We start from the raw sequence: 21,436 nt of genomic DNA, 5'->3' as shown, positions 1-21,436 counted from the left end.
ACCCCGCGTGTCAAGACAGGCATCGCAGACCGTTTCCAAGTACCCGTGCCGGATCCGCGACCAGGGAGGTCCACACCTCATGACCACATCAGCAATGGACGGGTCCTTCACCGCGCCGACCTCACCGGCCCAGGACCGCATGTGGGTGCTGGAGGAGTTGGCCGGTAACGCCGCGCGGTACAACATCCAGACAGGGCTGCGGTTCCACGGCACCCTGGACGTGACGGCACTGCGACAGGCAGTCAACGATGTCGTCGCCCGGCACGAGCTCCTGCGCACGACCCTGGTTTACGACGGCGAACGACATCAGCGGATTGCGCCCGCAATCGCCGTGGATCTCGTCGTGGTCGATGCGGTCGACGGCGATGCCACTGACCGCCTCGCCGAGATCGCCCGTGACGAACTGGCAAAGCCCTTCGACGTTTCCCGAAGCCCGGGAAGCCGGTGGCGTCTTATCCGATTCACCGCTGAACATCACGTTCTGCTAGTCACCCTGGACCACATAATCGCCGACGGATGGTCGCTGCAGGTACTCCATGACGATCTCTGCGAAGCGTATCGCGCACGCTGCGATGGCGGAGAACCTGACTGGCCGGAACTCCCCATCCAGTACGCGGACTACGCTGCGTGGCAGCGCGAGTGGCTGGCCGGTTCGGAGGCGGACGCGCAAGTCGAATATTGGCGCGGGCAGCTGGCGGAGTGCGAACAGCTGGACCTGAGCACGGTGGGCGACGAGCGGGGCCACGTCCCGGGAACCAGCCGCCGACGGTTGCCGCTCGACCTCATCGACTCCCTCGAAAGGTTCGCCCGTCAGCAGGGCTCGTCACTCTTCATGGTGTTGCTGTCCGGGTACGCGGTTCTTCTGCACCGACTCACAGGGCGACGCGACATTGTCATCGGTTCGCTACTCCACGGCCGGACGCAGCCGGAGACCGAGCTACTTGTCGGGTTCTTCGTGAACACGGTCGCGTTGCGCGCGGATCTGTCCGGCATGCCGTCGTTCACCGAGACTCACCGTCGGATACGCGAGACGATCCTGCAGGCGTACGGCAACCAGGACGTCCCGTACGAGCGTGTGGTCGCTGAGCTGAACCCGGTGCGGCTGCCGGGACGACAGCCGTTCTGCGACGTCATGTTCCAACTCGCCGACGTAGAACGGCCGACCAGGACGCTGCCGACCGTTCGGATCGAGCAGCTCTCCTTGCAGAGGCCGCCGGCTGACGCTGACCTGGTTCTCACCGTGCTCAACGAAGACGGAGGATATGTCGGCGTCTGGAACCATGACGAGCGGATGCTGCCCGCGGACGTCATCCGTGCCCTCCAAGACCAGTTCGAACTGCTGCTGCGGGCGGGGGTAGGTAGTCCGGATCGCCCGATCACCCAGTTACCGACCGTAGCGCCTCGCCAGCGTGAGTGGCTCAGCGCTGTTGCAGGCACTGCCTCCAGCGTCGATGGTGATTGGCACGCTGCGGAGCTCTTCAAGACCCAGGCCGCGCGAACGCCACACGCGGTCGCGCTGGTCGGTGACCATGGCACACACTCGTACGCGCAGCTGGACCAGCGGGCCGACTGTTGGGCGGCAGCATTGCGCCGCCGGGGCATCGGGCCCGAGTCGATTGTCGGTCTGTCGATGCCCCGGGGCGCCGACACCGTCACGGCGATCTTGGCTGTGTGGAAGGCCGGGGCCGCGTATGTGCCGCTCGATCCCCAGTTTCCACACCAGCATCTCGCTTACCTGATCGAGGACGCAATGCCCGGCCTGGTCATCACGGCCGACATCGCGTGCCGGTTCGCCGGCGTGCCAGTGGTGGAAGTGGCCGACCTCGATGCCCACACCGACCGCCTGACCTTTCACGAACGTCCGGCCGTGATGTCCGACACTCTCGCGTACCTGATCTACACCTCTGGATCCACCGGCCGCCCGAAGGCCGTGGCCGTTGAGCACCGCGGTCTCGGCGTCGTGGTCGCCGCGCAACGCCGGACGTTCGGGCTCGGCCCGGGTGACCGGGTGCTCCAGTACGCTTCGCCCAACTTCGACGCTTCGGTGTTCGACATGCTCCAAGCATTCGGATCCGGTGCGGCGCTGCACTGCCCGGGGCCGGACGCGGTGCCTGTCGCCGACCTTGCCGACTACCTCGGAAAGCAGCGCATCACGTACGCCACGTTGACCCCGTCGACTCTGGCGGCGATTTCTCTGGATCGTCCACTGCCCGACCTCGGCACGCTGGCACTGGCCGGCGAGGTGTGCCCGCCCTCGCTGGCCGACGCCTGGTCGGCCAGCCGACGCCTCTTCAACCTCTACGGAACTACGGAGGCCTCGATCTGGTCGACGTGGCATCCCGTGACGCCGATCGAAGACCAGCGGGTGCCAATCGGACAGCCTGTGCCCGGAGTTACCGTTCGCGTGCTTACCGCTGACCTGGAGTGGGTTCCGCCGGGCTTCACCGGCGAGCTGTTTGTCGGCGGAGAGGTGGTCGGCCGTGGCTACCTGCGCTCGCCGGCACTGACCGCGGAACGCTTCGTGCCGGATCCCTACGCGGATGCTCCCGGAGCGCGCCTCTACCGCACCGGCGACCAAGCCCGAGTCCTGCCGGACGGGACTATTGAATTCCTCGGCCGGTCCGACCATCAGGTGAAGGTACGGGGGTTCCGCGTCGAACTCGGCGAGATCGAAGCGTTCCTGGCGAGCCATACGGACGTCCGGCAGGCCGCGGTGGTGCGCCACGAGGACGCGCTGCTGGCGTACGTCGTCTCGGGCGCTCCCGGTCGTCTCGCCGAGGGAGATGTGCTGGACTACTGCCGAGCCGGGCTGCCGGGCCATTGTGTCCCGTCAGCCGTGATCGTGCTGCCGGAACTGCCGTACAACATGAGCGGCAAGCTGGACCGCGGCGCGCTCCCGCTGCCCGGAACCTTGGTCCCACCGGCCGGCCTCGCCACGACCTCCCCACTTGCCACCGAGGTGGCGCAGGTGTGGGGCGAAATCCTGAGTCGTTCTGGTATCAGGGCATCGGAAAACTTCTTCACCATCGGCGGTCATTCGCTGGCCGCGACCCGCGTGATCACCATGCTCCGCGAGAGCCTCGGCGTGCGCCTTCCGGTCCGGCTCCTCTTCGAGCACCCGGTGTTGGCGGACTTCGTCGACGCCGTGCGCAGCGCCGCGGGGGAGCCGTCTTGACGCCGGCCACCGTCCCGTCGTCCTCGGAAGTCGCGGGGCCGATGGATCTGGGAGATCCGGACCTGTACTCCCACGGAGACCCGGTCGCTGCCTGGCGGCTTCTGCGCGCTGAGCGGCGGCCCTACTGGAACGAACGGTCTGACGGTACCGGATTCTGGGCGGTGCTGACCCATCGCGATGCGCTGGCGGTCTACCAGGATCCTGCGCTCTTCACCTCAGAGCGCGGCATGCGGCTCGACCTCGATCAAGCAGCCAACGATGCGGCGGCCGGTCGCATGTTGATCGTCACGGATCCCCCGCGCCACCACCAGATACGCGTCGTGCTCGGCAGTGCCTTCACGCCGCGTACCGTGGCCCGGCTGGAAGCCAGCGTGCGCGACATCGTGGCTGCTGACTTGGACGCGGCCATCGACGCCGGGACGGTGGACTTCGCCGAAACGGCGGCGCGGTTGCCAGTGTCGGTCATCTGCGACCTACTCGGCGTTCCCGAGAAGGACCGGGAATTCATGCTCGCCCAGACAGGTCTGGCCTTCGGCTCCGAGGGCACCGCCGACCCGTACTCCGCGGCGGCCGCGCACGCGGACCTCATGGACTATTACGGCGACCTGGTCGCTTACCGGAGACGGGCGCCCGGCGACGACCTGGTCACGGCAATGGTCGAGGCGCGGGTGAACGGCGAGCCGCTGACCGACGAGGAGATCTTTCTCAACTGTGACGGCCTGATCTCGGGCGGCAACGAAACGGCGCGGCACGCTGCCGCCGGCGGCGTGCTGGCGCTAGCCAATCACCCGGACCAGCTACGCCGCTTGGCGGACGACCCCGGGATCCTGCGGACTGCCGTCGGGGAGATACTCCGTTGGACCAGCCCCGCCCTGCACGTCATGCGGACGGCCACCGTCGGCACCAACCTCGCCGGTCAGCAGATCCGGGCGGGCCATCGCATCGTGGTGTTCAACGCGGCCGCCAACCGGGACGACGAGGTGTTCGAGGAGCCGGATCGCTTCGATCTGGGCCGATCACCGAACCGCCACCTGGCGTTCGGCAACGGGACGCACCACTGCTTGGGCAGTGCCTTGGCCGCCCTCCAGCTGACCGTCCTGTTCGGCGAGATCGCTCGCCGGGTCGCCGCGATCGAGCCGGCCGGGCCCGCGCGGCGATTGCGCTCGAACCTCATATGGGGCTACACAAGCGCGCCCATTCGCCTGACCGCGCGTCGATAGCGGTCCTCGTTCAGCCGGAAGGAAAGCTGAAGGCGCCCTCGACGAGTCTTCCCGGCACACGGACACACCAACTCTCCCTCCGAAAGGCACACGCCGATGTTCGACCGCGACGACATCTCGTACAGGGTGGTTCGCAACGACGAGGAGCAGTACTCGATCTGGCCCGTGCCCCGCGACCTCCCGGCGGGCTGGCACGCCGAAGGGGCCGAAGGCACCCGGCAGGAGTGCCTCGACCACATCGGAAAGGTTTGGACCGACATGCGCCCGGCGAGCCTGCGGCTGCGTATGGCCGAGGCCGACTGACGTTCACCTCATGAGTCCACGTACGCGACTTCATGGGGACGGCGCCGGGGGCTTTCGCCGCGCCGGCCAGCTGCGGCCAACCCATGCACAGGCGCCGACTCTGGCGAGATCAGAGAGCAGCCGGGTCTCGTTCCGATGTTCCTCAACCCCCGATTCCCCCGGGCGACCCGACCACCAACGCTGGCTGCAACCACCGACTTCCGCGCCTTGTCTTCATCGTCATGACAGCCAATCGAAGGCCACGATCCACCCCGAACGAGCGGGAGTTGCGGTTATGGAAGGTCGGCCGTGCACTGACCCTCTCCTTCGTCACTGCGGTCCTGTTCACCGGCGGCGTCTTCTACGGGCTGGTGATGCTGCTCGACTTCAAGGAGATCGACACCACCGCCAAGCTCGATGCGAAGACGGTCTTCGACCTAGTGAAACTCTCCTTCGGGGTGATCGCCGGGGCGGCCGTGCTCACACTGATCGTGGCCGGCGGTCTCCTCTACAGCGCGGGCGCAGTCGTCTATGTCCTCCAGCGCCCCGACCCCTCACCTCGCCGGTTCGGCTTCCACGAGGTTCCAGGCGCTGACCGTGGCAGCCTTCACCGCGCACTACATCGTCATCATCCTCGCCATCTACTGACTGCCGCTCCGACCTGTGTCGAGACCGGCCACGGGCCGATGGGGCGGACGCCGGGCGAGACGGCGACACCGGATTAATTGTGCCCTCCGAGCCCTGAACAGCGCTGCTTTTCCTGAAACGCTACTCTCCGAGCGGGGCAATATCTATAACCGCGAGATGAGGGTTTAACGCTCGGTGCGGGGAGTGTTTTTACGGCAACCAGCGGAGCGAAGTCATTCACCGCACACGGGTCGCTACCTCATGCTACTGTCGATCCCAGTTGCAGTTGTGGTTCCCAAAACTTCAAGCTTCCTCGTGGACATTTTCGGCCGACGGAAGCTTCATTGTATTTCCGGTTGTTCTCCGGGCAGGGCATCATCGCGGCGACCCGGAATCCGTGCATTACGGGTTCCGGCGTACTGCCCCTAAAGGAGATATGACATGGCGTCAGGTACTGTGAAGTGGTTCAACGCGGCTAAGGGTTTCGGCTTCATCGAGCAGGACGGTGGCGGCGCTGACGTGTTCGCCCACTTCTCGAACATCACCGCCCAGGGCTTCCGTGAGCTGCTCGAAGGCCAGAAGGTCACCTTCGACATCGTGACGGGCCAGAAGGGCCCGACGGCTGAGAACATCGTTCCCGCCTGACGTGTACTCGGTGGCTGGGGCCCGCACCCTTCGGGGCGTGGGCCCCAGCCACGGGCATTTCCCACAGCGGTGTCACCTGTGGAACAGCGCCACCGGCTGCCCCATCCCAGGTGGGCACCTTTTCAGAGCTGTACCGGTCGACGTATGACATTTCACGTCCACATGACGTCACCTATTTCATCGCCTGTATCCCGCACCGGATTCAGTGCAAGCCCCATTCCTTTTTCGCATCCCAGTCGGTTCGTTCTTGTGATTCCCCGCGCTGTTCTTCGGCTGCGGGAATTCCTTGATGCGCGCCGTATCAAGGAAGGTTCTCCATGAACCCCACACGTACGAACGCCCGTTCCTCCCGCCCCCGTCGGTCCGAGGGCCCCGCTTTCGGGTCCACCGCCGGGTCGAGGCGGGGAGCCCGCTTCGGCTCGCCCGCCCCGGCCCGTTCCGGCGGGACGGGACGCTCGGGCAGCCACGGCCGACGGCCCGCAGCGGTCCAGGGAGAGTTCGCCCCGCCTAAGACGATCACGCCGGCGCTGCCCGCGGTCGAGGCGTTCGCCGACCTCGACATGCCCGCCCAACTGCTGGCGACACTGACCGAGCAAGGCGTGAGCGTCCCGTTCCCGATCCAGGGTGCCACCCTGCCCAACACCCTCGCGGGCCGCGACGCCCTGGGACGCGGGCGCACCGGCTCCGGCAAGACCCTCGCCTTCGGCCTGGCCCTGCTGGCCCGCACCGCCGGTCAGCGCGCCGAGCCCCGCCAGCCGCTGGCCCTGGTGCTCGTGCCGACGCGTGAGCTGGCACAACAGGTAACCGACGCACTCACTCCCTACGCCCGCTCGGTGAGGCTGCGCCTGGCCACCGTCGTCGGCGGAATGTCGATCAGCAGGCAGGCCAACGCGCTGCGTGGTGGTGCCGAGGTCGTCGTGGCGACGCCGGGCCGGCTCAAGGACCTCATCGACCGCGGTGACTGCCGGCTCAACCAGGTCGCGATCACCGTCCTGGACGAGGCCGACCAGATGGCCGACATGGGCTTCATGCCCCAGGTCACCGCACTGCTCGACCAGGTACGCCCCGAGGGCCAGCGGATGCTGTTCTCCGCCACCCTCGACCGCAACGTCGACAGCCTGGTCCGCCGTTACCTCACCGACCCCGTCGTCCACTCCGTCGACCCGTCCGCGGGCGCGGTCACCACGATGGAGCACCACGTGCTGCACGTCCACGGCGCAGACAAGCACCGGACGACGACGGAGATCGCGGCCCGTGAAGGCAAGGTGATCATGTTCCTGGACACCAAGCACGCTGTCGACCGGCTGACACAGGACCTGCTGAAGAGCGGGGTGCGGGCCGCCGCCCTGCACGGCGGGAAGTCACAGCCGCAGCGCACCCGGACCCTGGCCCAGTTCAAGACCGGGCACGTCACCGTGCTCGTGGCCACGAACGTCGCCGCCCGCGGCATCCACGTCGACGACCTCGACCTCGTCGTCAATATCGACCCGCCGACCGACCACAAGGACTACCTCCACCGCGGCGGCCGGACCGCGCGGGCCGGGGAATCCGGGAGTGTCGTCACCCTGGTCACCCCCAGCCAGCGCCGGGACATGACGCGCCTTATGACAGCGGCCGGCATCGTGCCCCAGACCACCCAGGTCCGCTCCGGCGAAGAGGCACTCAGCCGGATCACCGGCGCCCAAGCCCCTTCCGGTATTCCCGTGACGATCACCGCTCCGGTTCCCGAGCGGCGTCAGCGCAGCACGTCCTCACGCGGCCGGCGCAGCCCCGCTTCGGCTGCCCGGCGCATGACAGCGCGGCAGACCTCCTTCGACGCGGCGGCGTAGAAATCTCGTGATCAGGAAACTGACCCACCAACGCAGGAGGCACCTTTTGACGCTGGTTCAGATGCAGCCCCGCCCGGCGAGTGCCACTCCCGTTCACAGGACGGTGGCCGACGCCATGGACACCGGCGGACCGCAGGTCTGTGACGACATGACCGTCGAGGTCGCCCTGTCCGTCCTGGCCAGCGCCCGCACCGGGCACCTGCTCGTCTGCGACAACGACGGCCTGTGCACCGGACTTCTCACCCAGGCCCAGCTCACCGCGGCCCGTGACAGCTCCGCGTACACCGACCGGATCCAGCTGCGCGACATCCTCGGCGACCGAGGACCGTTCACCCGTCCCGTGACCCCCTTGGCCGAAGCCGAGCACACGATGGGCTGCAGCCAGGTCGATGCCCTGCCTGTCGTCGACGAACACGGCAGCGCTCTGGGCGTTCTCGCCGTTGCCCGCTGAACCGCCTCACCGCGGCAGAACCACTCCCTCTTCGTTCCTCTCCCTGTGAGGCATCATGCGCTGTGTCATCGCCCGCTTCCCGTTCGACCTCACCAAAAGCGGCGTCCTTGAATCGATGAAGGGCGTCAAGCCCGAACAGGCTTCCGGCGAGTCCGTGATCATCGGCCGCCGCACGTACCCCGTCAAGCAGGTCGGACAGGTCGTCACACGTCAGGACCGCCGAGACTTCAGCGCCGGCGAAGTACTGCGGGCCATGACCCGGCTCGGCTTCACCTGCCGCGGCCTTCCCCCGGCCGCCGCGCCCACCCGCGTCCCCACCCCGTTCCAACAGGCATCCGCGATGCTCGGCGACCCTGCGGCCCTCTGACAGACGGGCAGGCGCGAGCCGCCACCAGAACAACGAGTGAGGGTCCCACCGGAACAAGCCGGTCGGACCCTCACCGCGTACCGAGGCATTCTCGGCACGACACCGGGTCAGTCGTCGGAATAGCTGACGTCGCCGACGGTCCAGGCACTGATGTCCTCGATCGCCACGCGGTACATCCCGCCCGTCTCGGGGATCCCCACCGCACCCTGCAGAATCCGCGCCAAATGGAAATGCAGATGCGTGGGCTGCCCCTCCCCCTGCGCCGCGGCGGTGAACACGGCGGAGAAATCGTTCAGGCGGGCCGAGTCCGCCAAAACCTCCGACACCCGCTGCCTCCAAACGGCCTCGGGAGCCAGCCGCCCCGTGATGACAGCACCACCAGCGACCACGGTCAGAGACATCTGATTACTGCGCCCGGACTCCACCAGAACGGCGACGTCAACCAGCAGCTCGTCAAGCTTCGACATGAGAGACGATTGTAATCACCAGCCGTCCCACCCCCTCAAGCAGCGGTACCCCACGACAGAAGCAAGATCGACCTGAGCAGGCGACGCCGCGGCCCCCTACGTTCCCTCATCGCCAAGCTAGCCTCCGCACATACACGCAGCCTTAGGGAAGAAGGGACAGGGTCGGCCACGAGCGGGGGAACGTAGCGACCGGGACCGGATCGGCACGTTCGAAGATCCCGGTGTAGACACAGCGGCGTCGCCGAAGACGCTGGCGCGGCCGAAGAGATTGGGTACCTCCAGTTCGCGCGGCACCCCCTCGAAGAACTTGACCAGAATGAAGACCATGGCGGGGCGTTCGGCAACGGCACCGCCGTCTTCACCGACGACGGCGGCTCCACGCGCCGGTTGAAGAGGACGGGTGCCCAGTTCCTGGACGCGGCGGGCCGCCCGACCGTGGTCACGGACGAGGCGGGTTCGCGCACGACGCTCACGTACGACGAGCTGAACCAGACGCGGAAGATCACCGACCCGCTCGGCCAGTCGACGTCCCTGGACTTCGATGAGAACGGCAACCTCAAGACGCTGACGGATGCCCGGCAGAACAGCACGACGTGGGCGTATGACGACGCGGACCGTACGGAGTCGGTGACGGATCCGCTGGGTGCGCAGGCGCTGTTCGGGTACGACGCGGCGGGTCGGCTGACGAAGGCGACCAGCCGCTCGGGCCTGGCCGCGACGGCCGAGTACGACCTGCTGGGCAGGGCGAAGAACACCAAGTACGGCGTGAACGCGGCCGGCGTGGCCGAGTCCACGGCCACGTACGCGTACGACGCCGTGGACCTCCCGAAGACAATCACGGACACGCAGGCTGGCGACCAGAGCTTCGGCTACGACGCCTACGACCGGCTGAAGACGCTCACCGGCCCGACGGGTACGGTCGGCTACGACTACGACGGGGCGGACCGCCGGAAGGAGATGACGGCGGCCGGGACCACCACCGTCTACGGTTACGACAGGTCCAGCATCCTCACCTCTGTCACCTCGGGCGGGCAGGAGGTGCGGTTCGGTCTGGACGCGGTGGGCCGGGAGAAGACGGCGAACCTCCCGGGCGGCATCACACGCACCACCACGCTCGACAAGACGGGCGTGGTCTCGGCGATCGACTACGCCTGCGGCGCCGCCGCCGTCGGCGACCTCACCTACACCCGTGACACCCGGGGCCTCCAGACCGGCCTGACGGGCAGCCTGGCGTCGGTCGCTCTGCCGGCGGCCGAGACGGGGGCGGTGTTCGGCAAGGACAACCGGGTCACGTCCCTGGGAGGCCGCTCGTTCACGTACGACGCGGACGGGCAGCTCAAGTCCGACGGCAAGAGAACGTACAACTGGAACGCGAGGGGCCAGCTCTCGGGCGTCACCCCCACCGGGGGCGGCTCAGCCGCGCTCTTCGGCTACGACCCCCTCGGTATCCGCAGCTCCAAGAAGCTGGGCGACACGACGCAGAAGTACCTGACGGACGGCTCGAACCCGCTGGTGGAGCAGGACGGTGCCGGCGCTGCGAAGGCGACGGTCGCCACGTCGGGTCTGGACGAGTACCTGACCCGCACGGAGAACGGTGCGACGCAGGTCTACCTGACCGACGCGCTGGGCACGGTGGTCGGCCTGGCGAACGCGGACGGCACGGTCGCCACCAGCTACACGTACGACCCCTACGGCCAGCCGACGACATCCGGGGCGGCCTCGACCAACCCGTACACCTTCACGGGCCGCGAGTCCGACGGCACGGGCCTGCTCCACTACCGCAACCGCTACTACGACCCCGAGTCCGGCCGCTTCATCTCCCAGGACCCGATCGGCTACGCGGGCGGCACCAACCTCTACCAGTACGCCCTCAGCTCCCCGACGACCTACACAGACCCCACCGGCAACAGCCCGCTCCTGGCCGACTGCGTCATCGGCGGTCTCAGCGAAGCAGGCATGGACTGGCTGGGGCAGCGCCTCTCCGGCCGCAAGGTCAACTGGGGCCAGGTCGGCACCTCCGCTGCATGGGGCTGCGCCGACGGCATGATCGGCAAATGGGCAAGTCTCGGCAAGATCGACAACACCAAGTCGGCGATCCCCGGCCCCGGCTGCAAAGCGAAATTCCCCAACAGTTTCACGGCGGAGACCCCGGTCCTCCTCGCGGACGGCACCCGCAAACCGATCAAGGACATCCAGATCGGCGACCAAGTCCACGCCACCGACCCCGAAACCGGAGAAACGGGCCCCCGACCGGTAACGGCCCTCATCAAGGGCACAGGCGACAAACAACTGGTCGACATCACCCTCGACACCGGCAAAACCAGCACCCTCACCGCCACCGACGGCCACCCCTTCTGGGCCCCGGCCCTCGGCCGCTGGATCGAAGCCGACGAACTCACCACCGGCCAATGGCTCCAGACCAGCACCGGCACCTGGACCCAAATCACCGCCCTCACCCACCACACCAAGTCAACGACGGTCTACAACCTCACCGTCGACGACCTCCACACCTACTACGTACTTGCGGGCGAGACTCCGGTACTCGTACACAATTCGGGTGGACTCTGTCCGAAAATCCTGGACGAGACCTACAAGTAGGCGAGTACGCCGGCAAAGCTGGAGCATGTTATCGATCCGGAGAAGCATGGCTTCGCGGACCTAGTCGCTCGTTCTGGCGGCCGTGAGCAGGCAATGCGGCGTATCGTGGACAGTCTGGGAGATGTAAGCGACCTTCCGGCAGTGGGGCGATTTGAAGTGGGTCGAGTCATTGATGGTGAGAACGTGACTATTCGAGGAGCTGTCGTAAACGGCGTTCCGAGAGTCGGCACGGCGTTCAACCCCGATAAGTTCCCTGGAGGCAAGTAGGTGCGGGTTCCCGTTGAACCCCGCCCGCTGACTGCTAAGGAGCGGGCGGTAACGGAGCGGATTCTGCAAGTGGATTTCCCTGGAGCGGCAGAGCTCCGTCATCAACTTGATCAGGTTCGGGTGGTGGCCCTATGGGGATCCAATTCTGCGAGTGTTGACCTCCGAGTCACGGATGACGCACTTCGTGCTCCTATCCCAACTGGGGTTGCGCCGGTAACTTGCACGGTTATTGACGAGGAGGGTGAGCTTGTTGGCGAAGTCATTCTCTGGACTGAATCGGGCATGTTTTCCGGGCTTGAATATGCCTGGTATGGCGATGAGCCCCCGACTTCGCTCCCAGAGGTGGACCGAATGGTCATGTCATAGAATCTGATCGGGACTACTTCCGAGCATGAATGGGAAGCGCCGCCGGAATCCGGCGGGGCTTCTGGGGTGTTTGACGGCAACGCTGACGGCAACGTCAGCGGACGACCGCTGTCGCGGGCGGATCGTCGGGGTCGTCGTCGGTTGGGCCGAGGGGCGTTGCCGAGGGTGTCGAGGGCTTGGCGTTGCAGGCGGAGCCGGACGTGGGCGTAGACGCCGGCGGTGACGCCGATGTGAGCGTGGCCGAGGAGTTCCTTGATCACGGTGAGGTCGACGCCCTGTTCGAGGAGCAGGGTGGCGGTCGAGTGTCGTAGGTCGTGGAAGCGGATGCGTCGGAGGCCGGCCCGGTTGAGGAAGCTGCGGAAGCGCCGGGGGAGGTTGGCCGGGTCGAGAGGTCGTCCTGTGGGCGTGGTGAAGACGAGGCCGCTGTCCTGCCAGGCTGACTCCGCGGTCTCGCGCTCCTTGTCCTGCCGTTCCTGGTGCTTCTTGAGGGAGTGGATGCATTCGGTCGGGAGCGCGATATGGCGCTCGGACGCCCGGGTCTTGGTGGGGAGATGCGTGAGGCCGCCGGTGCGAGTGCGCTGGAGCGAGCGCCGGATGCTGGCCGTTCCAATGGCGAGGTCGAGGTCTTCCCAGTGGAGGCCGAGGAGTTCGCCTTTGCGGAGTCCGGTGCGCAGGGCGAGTTCGTACAGCGCGTGGAGCCGGTCGGCGCGGGCCGCGTCGAGGAACTGGCGGGCCTCGACCGCAGTGAGGGGCTGGAAGCGCCTCGGCCGGTGCGTGGTGGTCTTGACGTTCCGGGCGACGTTGCGCGGCAGCTCGTCCTCGCGAACGCCGTGCTCCAAGGCGGACTTGAGGACCGAGTGCACGTACGTCACGGTCAACGGGGACAGCCGCCTCTGGCAGGGTCGCCGACCGCGCAGCACTTCTTTCGTTCGGTGTCCTGGGTGCAGCACTGGCAGGTGGTGCGCAGGCGGTCGAGGAAGGTGCGTACGTCCTTGGCGGCGAGGCGCGCGACCTTCTTGGTGCCGAGGCCGGGGATGAGGCGGAGGCGGACGCAGGTGGCGTAGCGGGTGTGGTTGTTCTCGCGGAGCCGGTGGACGGCGACGCTGCTGAGCCAGTACGTGAGGTAGTCGCCCACCGTGCTGTTTGCGGTGGCGACGGGCAGGCCGCGGTTGCTGTCGGCGATCTTCTCGGCGGCTTCTCTCCGCGTGGTGCCATAGACGCGGACGCGTTTGCGGGTGCCGTCGGCGGCTAGGTGTATTGATCACGAGCGTTGTTGACACTCGGCGGGTCTTGATCATGGCGAAGACCTCCGGTGTGGTGGAGGTGTCTAGGCTCCACACCACGCACGGAGGTCTTCGTGTCCCACCGTAATGCCCGGTTGACCGTCTTCGGGAGGCGGTTGCTGGTCGAAGGTGTCGCGTCAGGCCGTCCGGTTGCCCATGTGGCCGCTGAGATGGGCGTGTCGAGGGCCACGGCCCACAAGTGGATGCGTCGGTGGCGGGCCGAAGGCGAGACCGGGCTGTACGACCGGTCCAGCCGTCCGCGCACGACGCCGCACCGCACCCCGGCCGATGTCGAGGCCCGGGTGTGTGACCTGCGCCAGGCCCGCAAACTCGGCCCCGCCCGGATCGGCCCGGTCCTGGGCCTGCCCGCCTCGACCGTCCACCGGATCCTGACCCGCCACGGCCTCAGCCGGCTGTCGTGGCTCGACCGTCCCACCGGGACCGTGATCCGCCGTTACGAACGCGAGCGTCCGGGCGAGCTCGACACCGGCTGCTCGGCGGCCGGTGTTCTCCTGACGGCGACTGGTCGCAAGCCCGAACCTCAGGACGGCGGCAGGCGCGTTGGCCCGCGCCCGCCCAGCGCCCGGTCGGCACCATTTCGGTGCCGACCGTCGGCGCATTCTGAGCCCGATGAGTTCCGTGCCCCAACCGCCCCGGCCCTGGCACTGCCCGCTTACCTCGACGAAGAACCCTCACGCAGGCTGGGCGGGCGTAGCCGTGGTGCAGCCGCTCGGAACTAGACAACCGGTGGTCGTGAACGGTTCGTCAGTGTCGAAGAGTTGGGCGCACCGGTCTGCTGGTGGACCGTGCCAGGTACACGGAGTACCCGAGTGCCTGTTCCCCTTCCTCGGGGGCCTCCGCCTGGCGCTCGGCACGGGCGCGGCTCATGGAGTGAGGTCCAGGACCCGGACCGGCTGGTCCTCCCACCGTTTGGGCATGGTGGTCGCCACGATCGCTCCGTCGGGACGCTGCGGGGCGGGCTGCGCCGCGTACTGGGCGTGGGCGATGGCCCAGGTTGCCTGGCGGGCCACAGTCAGGGCGGCCGGCAGGTCCAGCTCGAGGACGGCGAGGCCCGGCATTGCTGCCAGGTGTTCGGCTGTGCCAGGACGCGCCCGGTCGGCTTCTACCAGCGCACACACCGGCGCGTACAGGTACCAGCCCGGTTCGGCATGTGCGCGGTGGATCAGCCGGGAGGCCAGGATGTTGCCCTGTCCGGCGGCGGCCATCGCCGTCTCGTCCAGGACGATGTGCACCTCCTTGCTCACTGGCCGCCTGCCTCGGCCAGGCGCCTGTCCAGTTCGCTGTCGAGGCTCCGTTCCTCGGCCGTGTCCGGGTTGTAGCCGCTCCACTCCTTCAGCAGGGCCCGGGCCTGCTCGGCGCGCTCGGCCCGCTCCTGGGGGGTGAGCAGCGTCTCGGCGAGACGGGCGAGGTATGCCCGCACCGACAGGCCCTCCGCGGCGGCGACCGCCGCGAACCGGTCTCTTGCTTCTTCAGGGATACGGACATTGGCGTCAGTCATGGGTGCGATCCTTTCCACCTCTTCAGGGTACGGGTACGTACCCGTACCCGCCAAAGATGCTGTGCGGGTCGGCACGGCGCCTATCCCGACAACCGTCGCCTCGGCGTGGCCGGCGGAAGCCGATCTCGAACGGCGCTTCGCAGCCGGGAGACTAGCCGCCCGGAGGGATGGCCGCCGGCCCTGGTCAGAAGGAACCTTCCGTCGGAGCGCCGGCGCCTCTCGGGCGTCACGCCCGGCGCTGATCGCCCGCGACGGCTCGTCTACCTGCCGTGGGGTGCTTACCGGGCGGGGACGGCGGTGCGCCACTGGCGGAGTACGGCAGCCGCCCGTTGGAGCTGGTCGATGAAGTCGTCGACTTCACCGCGGTGGGTGGCTTCGTACTCCGGCGGCGGGAATCCCTCGCCGAGGTCGAAGGTCAGCTCCAGCACGGGTCCGCGCAGGCCTTCCTGCGGGTTCTCGTAGCTGACCAGGTTGAACAGGACGCGCGGCTGCCCCTGGACGGGGGTGATTGCGCAGTCGGCGGACACGTGGATCAGTCCGTCCTCGACGGTGATGTCCATGGGATCGGTGTGCAACTCGTTGCACCACGGCGGGCAGGCGATCGGCCCGCGTATCGGCTCACGCGTGTCCTCTGAAGTCATGACGTCGACCGTACGAGCGGCACCAGGGGGCACGTTCCCGCACCAGACGTACGCCCGCACTGGTCGGCGGGCCGCTGGACGGACTGTCGCTCAACGTCACGTGCCGCGGAGTCGACGACGGTAATCGCCCTGACCACCGAGCTCTCCCGGCGGCCCGCGTGAACGGCCCCGGCGAACCTCGACCCGGCGTCAGCTGTCGCTTCTACTGCTCCGGCGATACGTCCTGATGCCCGCTGGCGCCGCTGCCTCGGTTAGCTGGGCGGCGGTGTTCTCGAGCCGTAGCAGCGTCCACTCGACTTCGCCCCGCCACCCGGGCTCCGCGCCGTCGTGCCGGCTTTCGGCGTCGGCGCGGATGTTGGCGGCGAGGGCGCGGAGGTGGACGGCGGGCGCGCCGCGCTGACGAACAGGTGCGCCACCCCGTTGCACCCGGTGTCGGTGATGCGCCGGGTGAGTTCGTAGGCGAGCGCCGCGCCGAGGAAGCAGTGCCCGAACAGGGCGACGGGTCCCGAGCCCGCGGCCTTCAGCGCGGCCGGAAGCAATCCTTCCGCCGCGGCGTGCAGGTCCCGGTACGGCTCCTCGTCCAGTCGGCGCTCGCGTCCGGGCAACTGGAGCGGCGTGGCCACCATCCCGCTCAGGCCCATCCCGTTCTACGGGCGGAAGAAATTCGCTCCGCCCCCGGCGAACGGAAGACACAGCAACGGCATCCCGTCGCGTTCCGAAGTCGTCGGCTTGGTCACTGCATCGCCTCCAGGCGGGGACTACCGGACGGCTCGGAAGTGTCGTCCGGGGCAGATGGACGGTGGATGCCGAGCCGTGCGAGTGCTGGCTACCACGACGGTATGGAGTCAGTCAGGAAATTGTCTGCTTTCGTTGCGGCGCGAGCGCAGTGGCCGCCGCACGACGGAGTTCGGCCGGGACGGGGCTCTTCCGACGTCTTTCCCGTTCGGGAGACCGGGCCCTGGCGGGCCACCCGCGCAGGCCCGTAATTAAACGCGCCTTCTCAATCGCCTCGGCGGGAGGAGATTGGCTGAACCCGAATTCGAGTAGACCGTCCACGGACCACCGCTCGGCCATCGTGGCACAGAACCCCAGCGGGATACCCGTCCGGGCGGACGACCGGAACGTCGGCATTTCCGCTGTCCTTGCGGCATCGGCGGTCGAGTCCTAGCGTGGCGTCAGCATTCCAGGGTGGCCGCGGATGCCGGGTGTCCTGTCGACAGGACGACGCCGATCTGTGAACCCGCGCCCAGCCCTGACGATTTCCGATTTCCAGACACCCCCCCCGTGACGATTCAAGGATGGTGACAGTGAGCACGAACCCTTTCGATGACGAGGACGGCCTCTTCTACGTCGTGATCAACGATGAGGACCAGCACTCCCTGTGGCCGGTGTTCGCCGAGGTGCCCGCAGGCTGGCGGGTGGTCTTCGGCGAGGCGGCCAGGGCCGAGTGCCTGGAGTACGTCGAGCGGAACTGGACCGACTTGCGCCCGAGGAGCCTGCGGGAGGCCATGGCGGCGGACTGAGGGTCGGTCGGATTCCCCGGAGGAACGGACCACGATGTTCGTACAGTCGGCCCTCGCATGTACCGAGAGCCCGATGCGCGGCGGGTCAACGAGTCGCGCCCAGACAAACACTCCGGTTGGGAGAGTGAAGATGGTGGGGGGCGTCCTGTGAGAACCGCGAGCGGTTACCAGGCGGGGCCGGTGGACACCGGCGGTGAGCTCGCGCAGGGCGATGTGGTTCTGTCTTTCCTGGGGGAACAGGCGCAGGTGCACAAGACGGGGATGACCTTCCCGCAGAACCTGTCGGAGCGGTCCTGGGAGCGGATCGGGGCCAGCCTGCGCGAGCTGACGAACTCCTCGGTGTGGTGGCTCGCCGACTGGTTGACCTTCGGGGAGACCACCTATGGGTTGCGGCGCTACCGGGAGGCGATCGAGAGAACAGGGCTCGACTACCAGACCCTGCGCAACTATGCCTGGGTGGCACGGCGGTTCGAGCACCACCGCAGACGGGACAGCCTCAGCTTCGCCCACCACGCCGAGGTGACCCGCTTGTCGCCACCGGAGCAGGACTACTGGCTGGGCAAAGCCGAACAGCAGAAGTGGTCGCGTAACGAACTCCGCAGGATGGTTCGCGCCAGCCTGGCCGAGCAGTCCGACAAGACCCGCATCCCCCCGAGCAGCGGCGACGAGAAGCAAGAGGTACCCCGGCCGGCCGAATCCGCGGGCGCTGACAAGCACCGGCGGAAGGTCACCACGCTCACCATCGAGCTGTCCGCCAGTCAACTGGACACCTACTCGAAAGTGGCCGCCGCGCACGGTCTGCCCGTCGACAAGTGGGTGGCCCAGGTGCTCGACGCCGCCGATCGGCGCACCGCCTAGCAGGCGCACCGCCCAGAGTGCCGGACAAGCCCCGTTCCCCGTGGTGTGCCGGCGGCTCGCCCGACCGGACACCTCGCATATCGGAGTCAGTTGATGATCCTTCAGGGAAAGCGCCTTGCTCTGCCCTCGGCGCCCGTCGTCCACAAGCAGTTCGAGGCGCACGTGGCAGCCACCCCGGACGCCGTCGCCGTCTTCTGTGCCGGACGGCGGGTGACGTACGGGGAGCTGAACGCCAAGGCGAACCGGTTCGCGCACTTCCTCGCCACGCGCGGACACGGCCGAGGTGCGAAGGTCGGCGTCTGTCTCGACTACTCGGTCGACATGGTCGTCGCCATCCTCGGGACGCTGAAGGCCGGCGCGGCCTACGTACCGCTCGACCCGTCCTACCCGGCGGCAAGACTCCAGCTGCTGCTGGGGCAGATGCCCGATCTCGCCCTGATCGTGGCCTCCCCGGCGACGGTCGGGCTGGTCGAGTCGACGGCCGGCGAGGTCATCGACCTTGAGCGGTTGTCCGATCACTTGGCGGGTCTGCCGGTGACCAGTCCTGACGTCCCGGTCACCGGGGACGACGTGTGCTACGCGGTATTCACGTCCGGGTCGACCGGTACACCGAAGGTGACCGCGGTGCGGCACGAGGGCTGGTTCAACCTGTTGAACTGGCTGATGCTCGAGTACCGCCTGCACCGCGGGTCGAACAATCTGGTCGTCAGCGCGTTCGGGTTCGACCTTTCCCAGCGCAGCCTCATGATGCCGTTGTTCTGCGGCGCCACCCAGTACCTGATGGCGAGCCGGAACTTCGACGCCGCGATGGCCTACCGCATGCTGACGGAGCACGAGATACGCACGGTGCACTGCGCCTCAAGCACGCTGTACCTGTTGGTGGACTGGGAGACCGCACGTGGCGGTGAGGCGCTCGCCGGGCTGGACTACGTGCTGTTCGGCGGGGAGCGGCTGCACGTCGAACGGATCGTGGACTGGGCGCGGCGCGCGGGGAACACGTGCACCCTCCTGCACCAGTACGGCGTCGCCGAGTGCACGGATGTGGCGTCGTCCTACGACCTCGCCGAGTACCGGCCCGGCGAACACGACATCGCACCGGTCGGCAGGCCGGCCTACAACACCGACCTCCACCTCCTCGACGAGCGGATGCGCGGTGTCGGGGCGGGGGAGTACGGCGAGATCTGCATCTCCGGGACCAGCGTCGGCGCGGGCTACCTGGGCGGCACAGGTCCCGAATCGGAGCGGTTCACGACGGTCGTGGTCGACGGCGTGGCGCGCAGGCTGTACCGCACGGGCGACCGCGGCTATGTGACCCCGGACGGGGAACTCGTCGTGGTCGGCAGGATGGACGCGCAGGTGAAGGTGCGGGGTATGCGGATCGATCCCACCGACATCGAGCGTGCGCTCGGCAGGCTGGCCGGGGTCCGGGAGGCCGCCGTGGTGGTCAGGTACACCGACTCCGGCGAGGCCGAGCTGATCGCGTTCGTCGTCCCGGAGGGGGACGACCTCCCCGAGAACGACGTGCGCACCCGACTCCTCGCGACGCTGCCGCGGAACATGGTGCCGGCCAGGTTCACGAACATCCCGCGGATTCCGTTGAGCCCGCACGGGAAAGTGGACCGCGCGGCGCTGATTGAAGCATTCCGGAACGAATACACCGGTAGCGGCACGATGGCATAGTCGAAGGACCTTGAACAACACCCGAGAGGAATGTGATGATTGCCGATGAAGTGCGCGCCATCTGGTGCCGGGAACTCCGGCGTGATGACATATCGGTCGACGACGACTTCTTCGCCCTGGGCGGCCAATCCGTGATCATGGCCAAGATCCAGGGTGCTTTCATCGAAGAGCTGGACGTCGAAGTCCCGGTGGACCAGATGTACCTCAACCCGACGGTGGCTTCCATTTCCGCGTACATCGAATCCCTGGGTGCGGTAACCCCATAGCGTCAGGCGTGCTTGATGCCGTGTCGTTCAGATGCATACTCGGCAACGGTTTTTTTATCCGCTGCTTCGGCGGCGCGTGCCATTACAAAGGGTTTCCGGCTGAGGCCGCTTTGGAATCCGAAACTATCTGGTATAGGGAGGCGCCATGTACGACGTTATTGTCATAGGTGCCCGTTGTGCGGGTTCGCCGGCGGCCATGTTGTTCGCCCGGCAGGGGTACCGGGTCCTGCTCCTGGACAAAGCGCGGTTCCCGCAGGACACGCTGTCCTCGCACTACATCCACCAGCCGGGCGTGGCGCTGCTCGGTCGCTGGGGGCTGCTCGACGAACTCCGAGACGCGGGCTGCCCGCCGATCGATCACGAGAGCTACGAGGGGCCCGGTGTCCGGCTGGACGGCTTCTCCCTGCCGGTCGACGGCTACCGGACGACCTATGCTCCGAGGCGGTTCGTGCTCGACCCGATCCTCGCGGGCGGTGCCGTGGCGGCCGGTGCGGAGTTCCGGGAGGGCTGCGCGGTCAACGACCTGGTGTTCGAGGACGGCCGGGTCGTCGGGGTGCGGTACACGACGCCCGGGGGCGCCGAGGCGACGGACCGGGCGCGGCTGGTCGTCGGCGCGGACGGCATGAGATCGCTGGTGGCGCGCAAGGTCGGTGCGCGCAACGTCGTCGAGCACCCGCGGATGTCCTGCGTCTACTACAGCTACTGGGCCGGGGTTCCCGCGGGCTTCGAGGTGTACGAGCGGCCGGGGCGCTGGATCGTCGCGGTCCGCACCAACGACGACCTCACGCTGATCATGACCTACTTCCCGCAGGACGAGTTTCCCGAGGTCCGCAAGGCGGTGGAACCCGCCTACCTCGAAGCCGTCCGCTCGACGTCCCCCGAATTGTACGAGCGGATGTCGGCGGGCAGGCGTGCGGAGCAGATGTACGGCACGGGGCACCAGGAGAACTACTTCCGCAAGGCCTACGGACCCGGATGGGTACTGCTCGGTGACGCGGTGCACCACAAGGACTCCATCACTGCCCGCGGTATCACCGACGCCTTCGTCCAGGCCCAGTCACTCCCCGAGCACATCGGGGACGGGTTGCATGACGACGCGGCGCTCGAGGAGGCACTGAAGCGTTACGAGGACGACGTGGAGGACACCTTCTCCGACGTCTACCAGGGCGCGCTCAACGTGGCCGAGCTCAAGCCCGAGGGGCGAACGGAGATGCTACGGAAACTGGTCGGTCACCAGGAGCTGATCGACCGGTACTTCTCGACGGTGTCAGGCGCGTGTTCCATCGACGACTTCTACAACGCCGAGCTCCTGGCTGTACTCGATCAGAACTGAGCGGCGGATTGCTCCCTGCTAGCTCTACCGATTTGGAGA

General features: G+C 67.5%; 18 protein-coding genes and 3 pseudogenes. 15 read left to right on the top strand and 6 right to left on the bottom strand.

The window, feature by feature from the left end; genetic code table 11:
* Positions 1-79 precede the first annotated feature (79 nt).
* The 8 genes and pseudogenes from ACIBBB_RS25710 to ACIBBB_RS25675 all read left to right on the top strand — a co-directional run bounded on the left by ACIBBB_RS25710 (position 80) and on the right by ACIBBB_RS25675 (position 8,596).
* Positions 80-3,175, top strand: a complete 3,096-nt coding sequence (locus ACIBBB_RS25710) for an amino acid adenylation domain-containing protein (protein WP_398985857.1) — start codon at positions 80-82, stop codon at positions 3,173-3,175.
* Entirely contained in the window at positions 3,172-4,395 is a 1,224-nt protein-coding gene (locus ACIBBB_RS25705) for a cytochrome P450 (protein WP_398985855.1), read from the top strand. Before ACIBBB_RS25710 ends, ACIBBB_RS25705 begins: the two co-directional genes overlap by 4 nt.
* Positions 4,396-4,491: 96 nt before the next feature.
* On the top strand, positions 4,492-4,698 hold the full coding sequence (locus tag ACIBBB_RS25700) for an MbtH family protein (protein WP_398985853.1): 207 nt from the start codon (positions 4,492-4,494) through the stop codon (positions 4,696-4,698).
* Between the two features lie 446 nt (positions 4,699-5,144).
* Positions 5,145-5,325 (top strand): annotated as a pseudogene (locus ACIBBB_RS25695) (hemolysin III family protein); the annotation flags it as partial.
* 420 nt (positions 5,326-5,745) lie between these two features.
* Positions 5,746-5,949: a cold-shock protein gene (locus ACIBBB_RS25690; RefSeq protein ID WP_398985851.1), complete on the top strand. Its 204-nt coding sequence runs from the start codon at positions 5,746-5,748 to the stop codon at positions 5,947-5,949.
* A gap of 317 nt (positions 5,950-6,266) precedes the next feature.
* Positions 6,267-7,778, top strand: a complete 1,512-nt coding sequence (locus ACIBBB_RS25685; RefSeq protein ID WP_398985849.1) for a DEAD/DEAH box helicase — start codon at positions 6,267-6,269, stop codon at positions 7,776-7,778.
* A gap of 46 nt (positions 7,779-7,824) precedes the next feature.
* On the top strand, positions 7,825-8,229 hold the full coding sequence (locus ACIBBB_RS25680; protein WP_398985847.1) for a CBS domain-containing protein: 405 nt from the start codon (positions 7,825-7,827) through the stop codon (positions 8,227-8,229).
* Positions 8,230-8,284: 55 nt separating this feature from the next.
* Positions 8,285-8,596: an SCO5918 family protein gene (locus ACIBBB_RS25675; protein WP_398985845.1), complete on the top strand. Its 312-nt coding sequence runs from the start codon at positions 8,285-8,287 to the stop codon at positions 8,594-8,596.
* A 107-nt stretch (positions 8,597-8,703) separates the two neighbouring features.
* Here ACIBBB_RS25675 and ACIBBB_RS25670 read toward each other — a convergent pair whose 3' ends face one another.
* A complete protein-coding gene (locus ACIBBB_RS25670) occupies positions 8,704-9,063 on the bottom strand; it encodes a hypothetical protein (protein WP_398985843.1) in 360 nt (119 codons plus the stop codon).
* A gap of 387 nt (positions 9,064-9,450) precedes the next feature.
* On the opposite strand from ACIBBB_RS25670, the gene ACIBBB_RS25665 reads away from it, so the two are divergent.
* The gene (locus tag ACIBBB_RS25665; RefSeq protein ID WP_398985841.1) at positions 9,451-11,661 is read left to right on the top strand and encodes an RHS repeat-associated core domain-containing protein; all 2,211 of its coding nucleotides are present in this window, start codon (positions 9,451-9,453) and stop codon (positions 11,659-11,661) included.
* 727 nt (positions 11,662-12,388) lie between these two features.
* On the opposite strand, the pseudogene ACIBBB_RS25660 reads toward ACIBBB_RS25665, so the two are convergent.
* Positions 12,389-13,546, bottom strand: a pseudogene (locus tag ACIBBB_RS25660) (tyrosine-type recombinase/integrase); the annotation flags it as partial.
* 105 nt (positions 13,547-13,651) lie between these two features.
* Between ACIBBB_RS25660 and ACIBBB_RS25655 the strand changes: the two are divergent.
* A pseudogene (locus ACIBBB_RS25655) lies at positions 13,652-14,161 on the top strand (helix-turn-helix domain-containing protein); the annotation flags it as partial.
* Positions 14,162-14,461: 300 nt separating this feature from the next.
* Here ACIBBB_RS25655 and ACIBBB_RS25650 read toward each other — a convergent pair.
* The 4 genes from ACIBBB_RS25650 to ACIBBB_RS25635 form a co-directional block, all read right to left on the bottom strand.
* Positions 14,462-14,842, bottom strand: a complete 381-nt coding sequence (locus ACIBBB_RS25650) for a hypothetical protein (protein ID WP_398985839.1) — start codon at positions 14,840-14,842, stop codon at positions 14,462-14,464.
* Positions 14,839-15,096, bottom strand: a complete 258-nt coding sequence (locus tag ACIBBB_RS25645; RefSeq protein WP_398985837.1) for a hypothetical protein — start codon at positions 15,094-15,096, stop codon at positions 14,839-14,841. Before ACIBBB_RS25645 ends, ACIBBB_RS25650 begins: the two co-directional genes overlap by 4 nt.
* A gap of 278 nt (positions 15,097-15,374) precedes the next feature.
* Positions 15,375-15,737, bottom strand: a complete 363-nt coding sequence (locus ACIBBB_RS25640; protein ID WP_398985835.1) for a DUF6907 domain-containing protein — start codon at positions 15,735-15,737, stop codon at positions 15,375-15,377.
* Between the two features lie 251 nt (positions 15,738-15,988).
* Positions 15,989-16,363, bottom strand: coding sequence for a thioesterase II family protein (locus ACIBBB_RS25635; RefSeq protein ID WP_398985833.1), 375 nt, complete (start codon positions 16,361-16,363; stop codon positions 15,989-15,991).
* 672 nt (positions 16,364-17,035) lie between these two features.
* On the opposite strand from ACIBBB_RS25635, the gene ACIBBB_RS25630 reads away from it, so the two are divergent.
* The 5 genes from ACIBBB_RS25630 (at position 17,036) to ACIBBB_RS25610 (ending at position 21,397) form a co-directional block, all read left to right on the top strand.
* Positions 17,036-17,260, top strand: coding sequence for an MbtH family protein (locus ACIBBB_RS25630; RefSeq protein ID WP_398985831.1), 225 nt, complete (start codon positions 17,036-17,038; stop codon positions 17,258-17,260).
* A 147-nt stretch (positions 17,261-17,407) separates the two neighbouring features.
* Positions 17,408-18,118, top strand: coding sequence for an LmbU family transcriptional regulator (locus ACIBBB_RS25625; protein ID WP_398985829.1), 711 nt, complete (start codon positions 17,408-17,410; stop codon positions 18,116-18,118).
* Positions 18,119-18,211: 93 nt separating this feature from the next.
* Complete coding sequence (locus tag ACIBBB_RS25620) at positions 18,212-19,798, top strand: amino acid adenylation domain-containing protein (protein ID WP_398985827.1); 1,587 nt, start codon at positions 18,212-18,214, stop codon at positions 19,796-19,798.
* A gap of 35 nt (positions 19,799-19,833) precedes the next feature.
* Positions 19,834-20,064, top strand: coding sequence for an acyl carrier protein (locus ACIBBB_RS25615; protein WP_398985825.1), 231 nt, complete (start codon positions 19,834-19,836; stop codon positions 20,062-20,064).
* Between the two features lie 145 nt (positions 20,065-20,209).
* Entirely contained in the window at positions 20,210-21,397 is a 1,188-nt protein-coding gene (locus tag ACIBBB_RS25610; protein WP_398985823.1) for an NAD(P)/FAD-dependent oxidoreductase, read from the top strand.
* Positions 21,398-21,436 lie beyond the last annotated feature (39 nt).

It is taken from the genome of Streptomyces sp. NPDC051217 (assembly GCF_044455465.1).
Lineage (GTDB): Bacteria > Actinomycetota > Actinomycetes > Streptomycetales > Streptomycetaceae > Streptomyces.
The sequence above is the reverse complement of the archived record's forward strand: the minus strand, read 5'-3'. Positions and strand labels throughout refer to the sequence as shown.

Excerpts from the sequence above, each read along its gene's own strand:
- ACIBBB_RS25685 (WP_398985849.1), top strand. The coding sequence starts at position 6,267 with ATGAACCCCACACGTACGAACGCCCGTTCCTCCCGCCCCCGTCGGTCC.
- ACIBBB_RS25700 (WP_398985853.1), top strand. The coding sequence starts at position 4,492 with ATGTTCGACCGCGACGACATCTCGTACAGGGTGGTTCGCAACGACGAG.
- ACIBBB_RS25690 (WP_398985851.1), top strand. The coding sequence starts at position 5,746 with ATGGCGTCAGGTACTGTGAAGTGGTTCAACGCGGCTAAGGGTTTCGGC.
- ACIBBB_RS25670 (WP_398985843.1), bottom strand. The coding sequence starts at position 9,063 with ATGTCGAAGCTTGACGAGCTGCTGGTTGACGTCGCCGTTCTGGTGGAG.
- ACIBBB_RS25635 (WP_398985833.1), bottom strand. The coding sequence starts at position 16,363 with ATGGTGGCCACGCCGCTCCAGTTGCCCGGACGCGAGCGCCGACTGGAC.
- ACIBBB_RS25640 (WP_398985835.1), bottom strand. The coding sequence starts at position 15,737 with ATGACTTCAGAGGACACGCGTGAGCCGATACGCGGGCCGATCGCCTGC.
- ACIBBB_RS25710 (WP_398985857.1), top strand. The coding sequence starts at position 80 with ATGACCACATCAGCAATGGACGGGTCCTTCACCGCGCCGACCTCACCG.
- ACIBBB_RS25630 (WP_398985831.1), top strand. The coding sequence starts at position 17,036 with ATGGTGACAGTGAGCACGAACCCTTTCGATGACGAGGACGGCCTCTTC.
- ACIBBB_RS25615 (WP_398985825.1), top strand. The coding sequence starts at position 19,834 with ATGATTGCCGATGAAGTGCGCGCCATCTGGTGCCGGGAACTCCGGCGT.
- ACIBBB_RS25675 (WP_398985845.1), top strand. The coding sequence starts at position 8,285 with ATGCGCTGTGTCATCGCCCGCTTCCCGTTCGACCTCACCAAAAGCGGC.
- ACIBBB_RS25620 (WP_398985827.1), top strand. The coding sequence starts at position 18,212 with ATGATCCTTCAGGGAAAGCGCCTTGCTCTGCCCTCGGCGCCCGTCGTC.
- ACIBBB_RS25645 (WP_398985837.1), bottom strand. The coding sequence starts at position 15,096 with ATGACTGACGCCAATGTCCGTATCCCTGAAGAAGCAAGAGACCGGTTC.
- ACIBBB_RS25610 (WP_398985823.1), top strand. The coding sequence starts at position 20,210 with ATGTACGACGTTATTGTCATAGGTGCCCGTTGTGCGGGTTCGCCGGCG.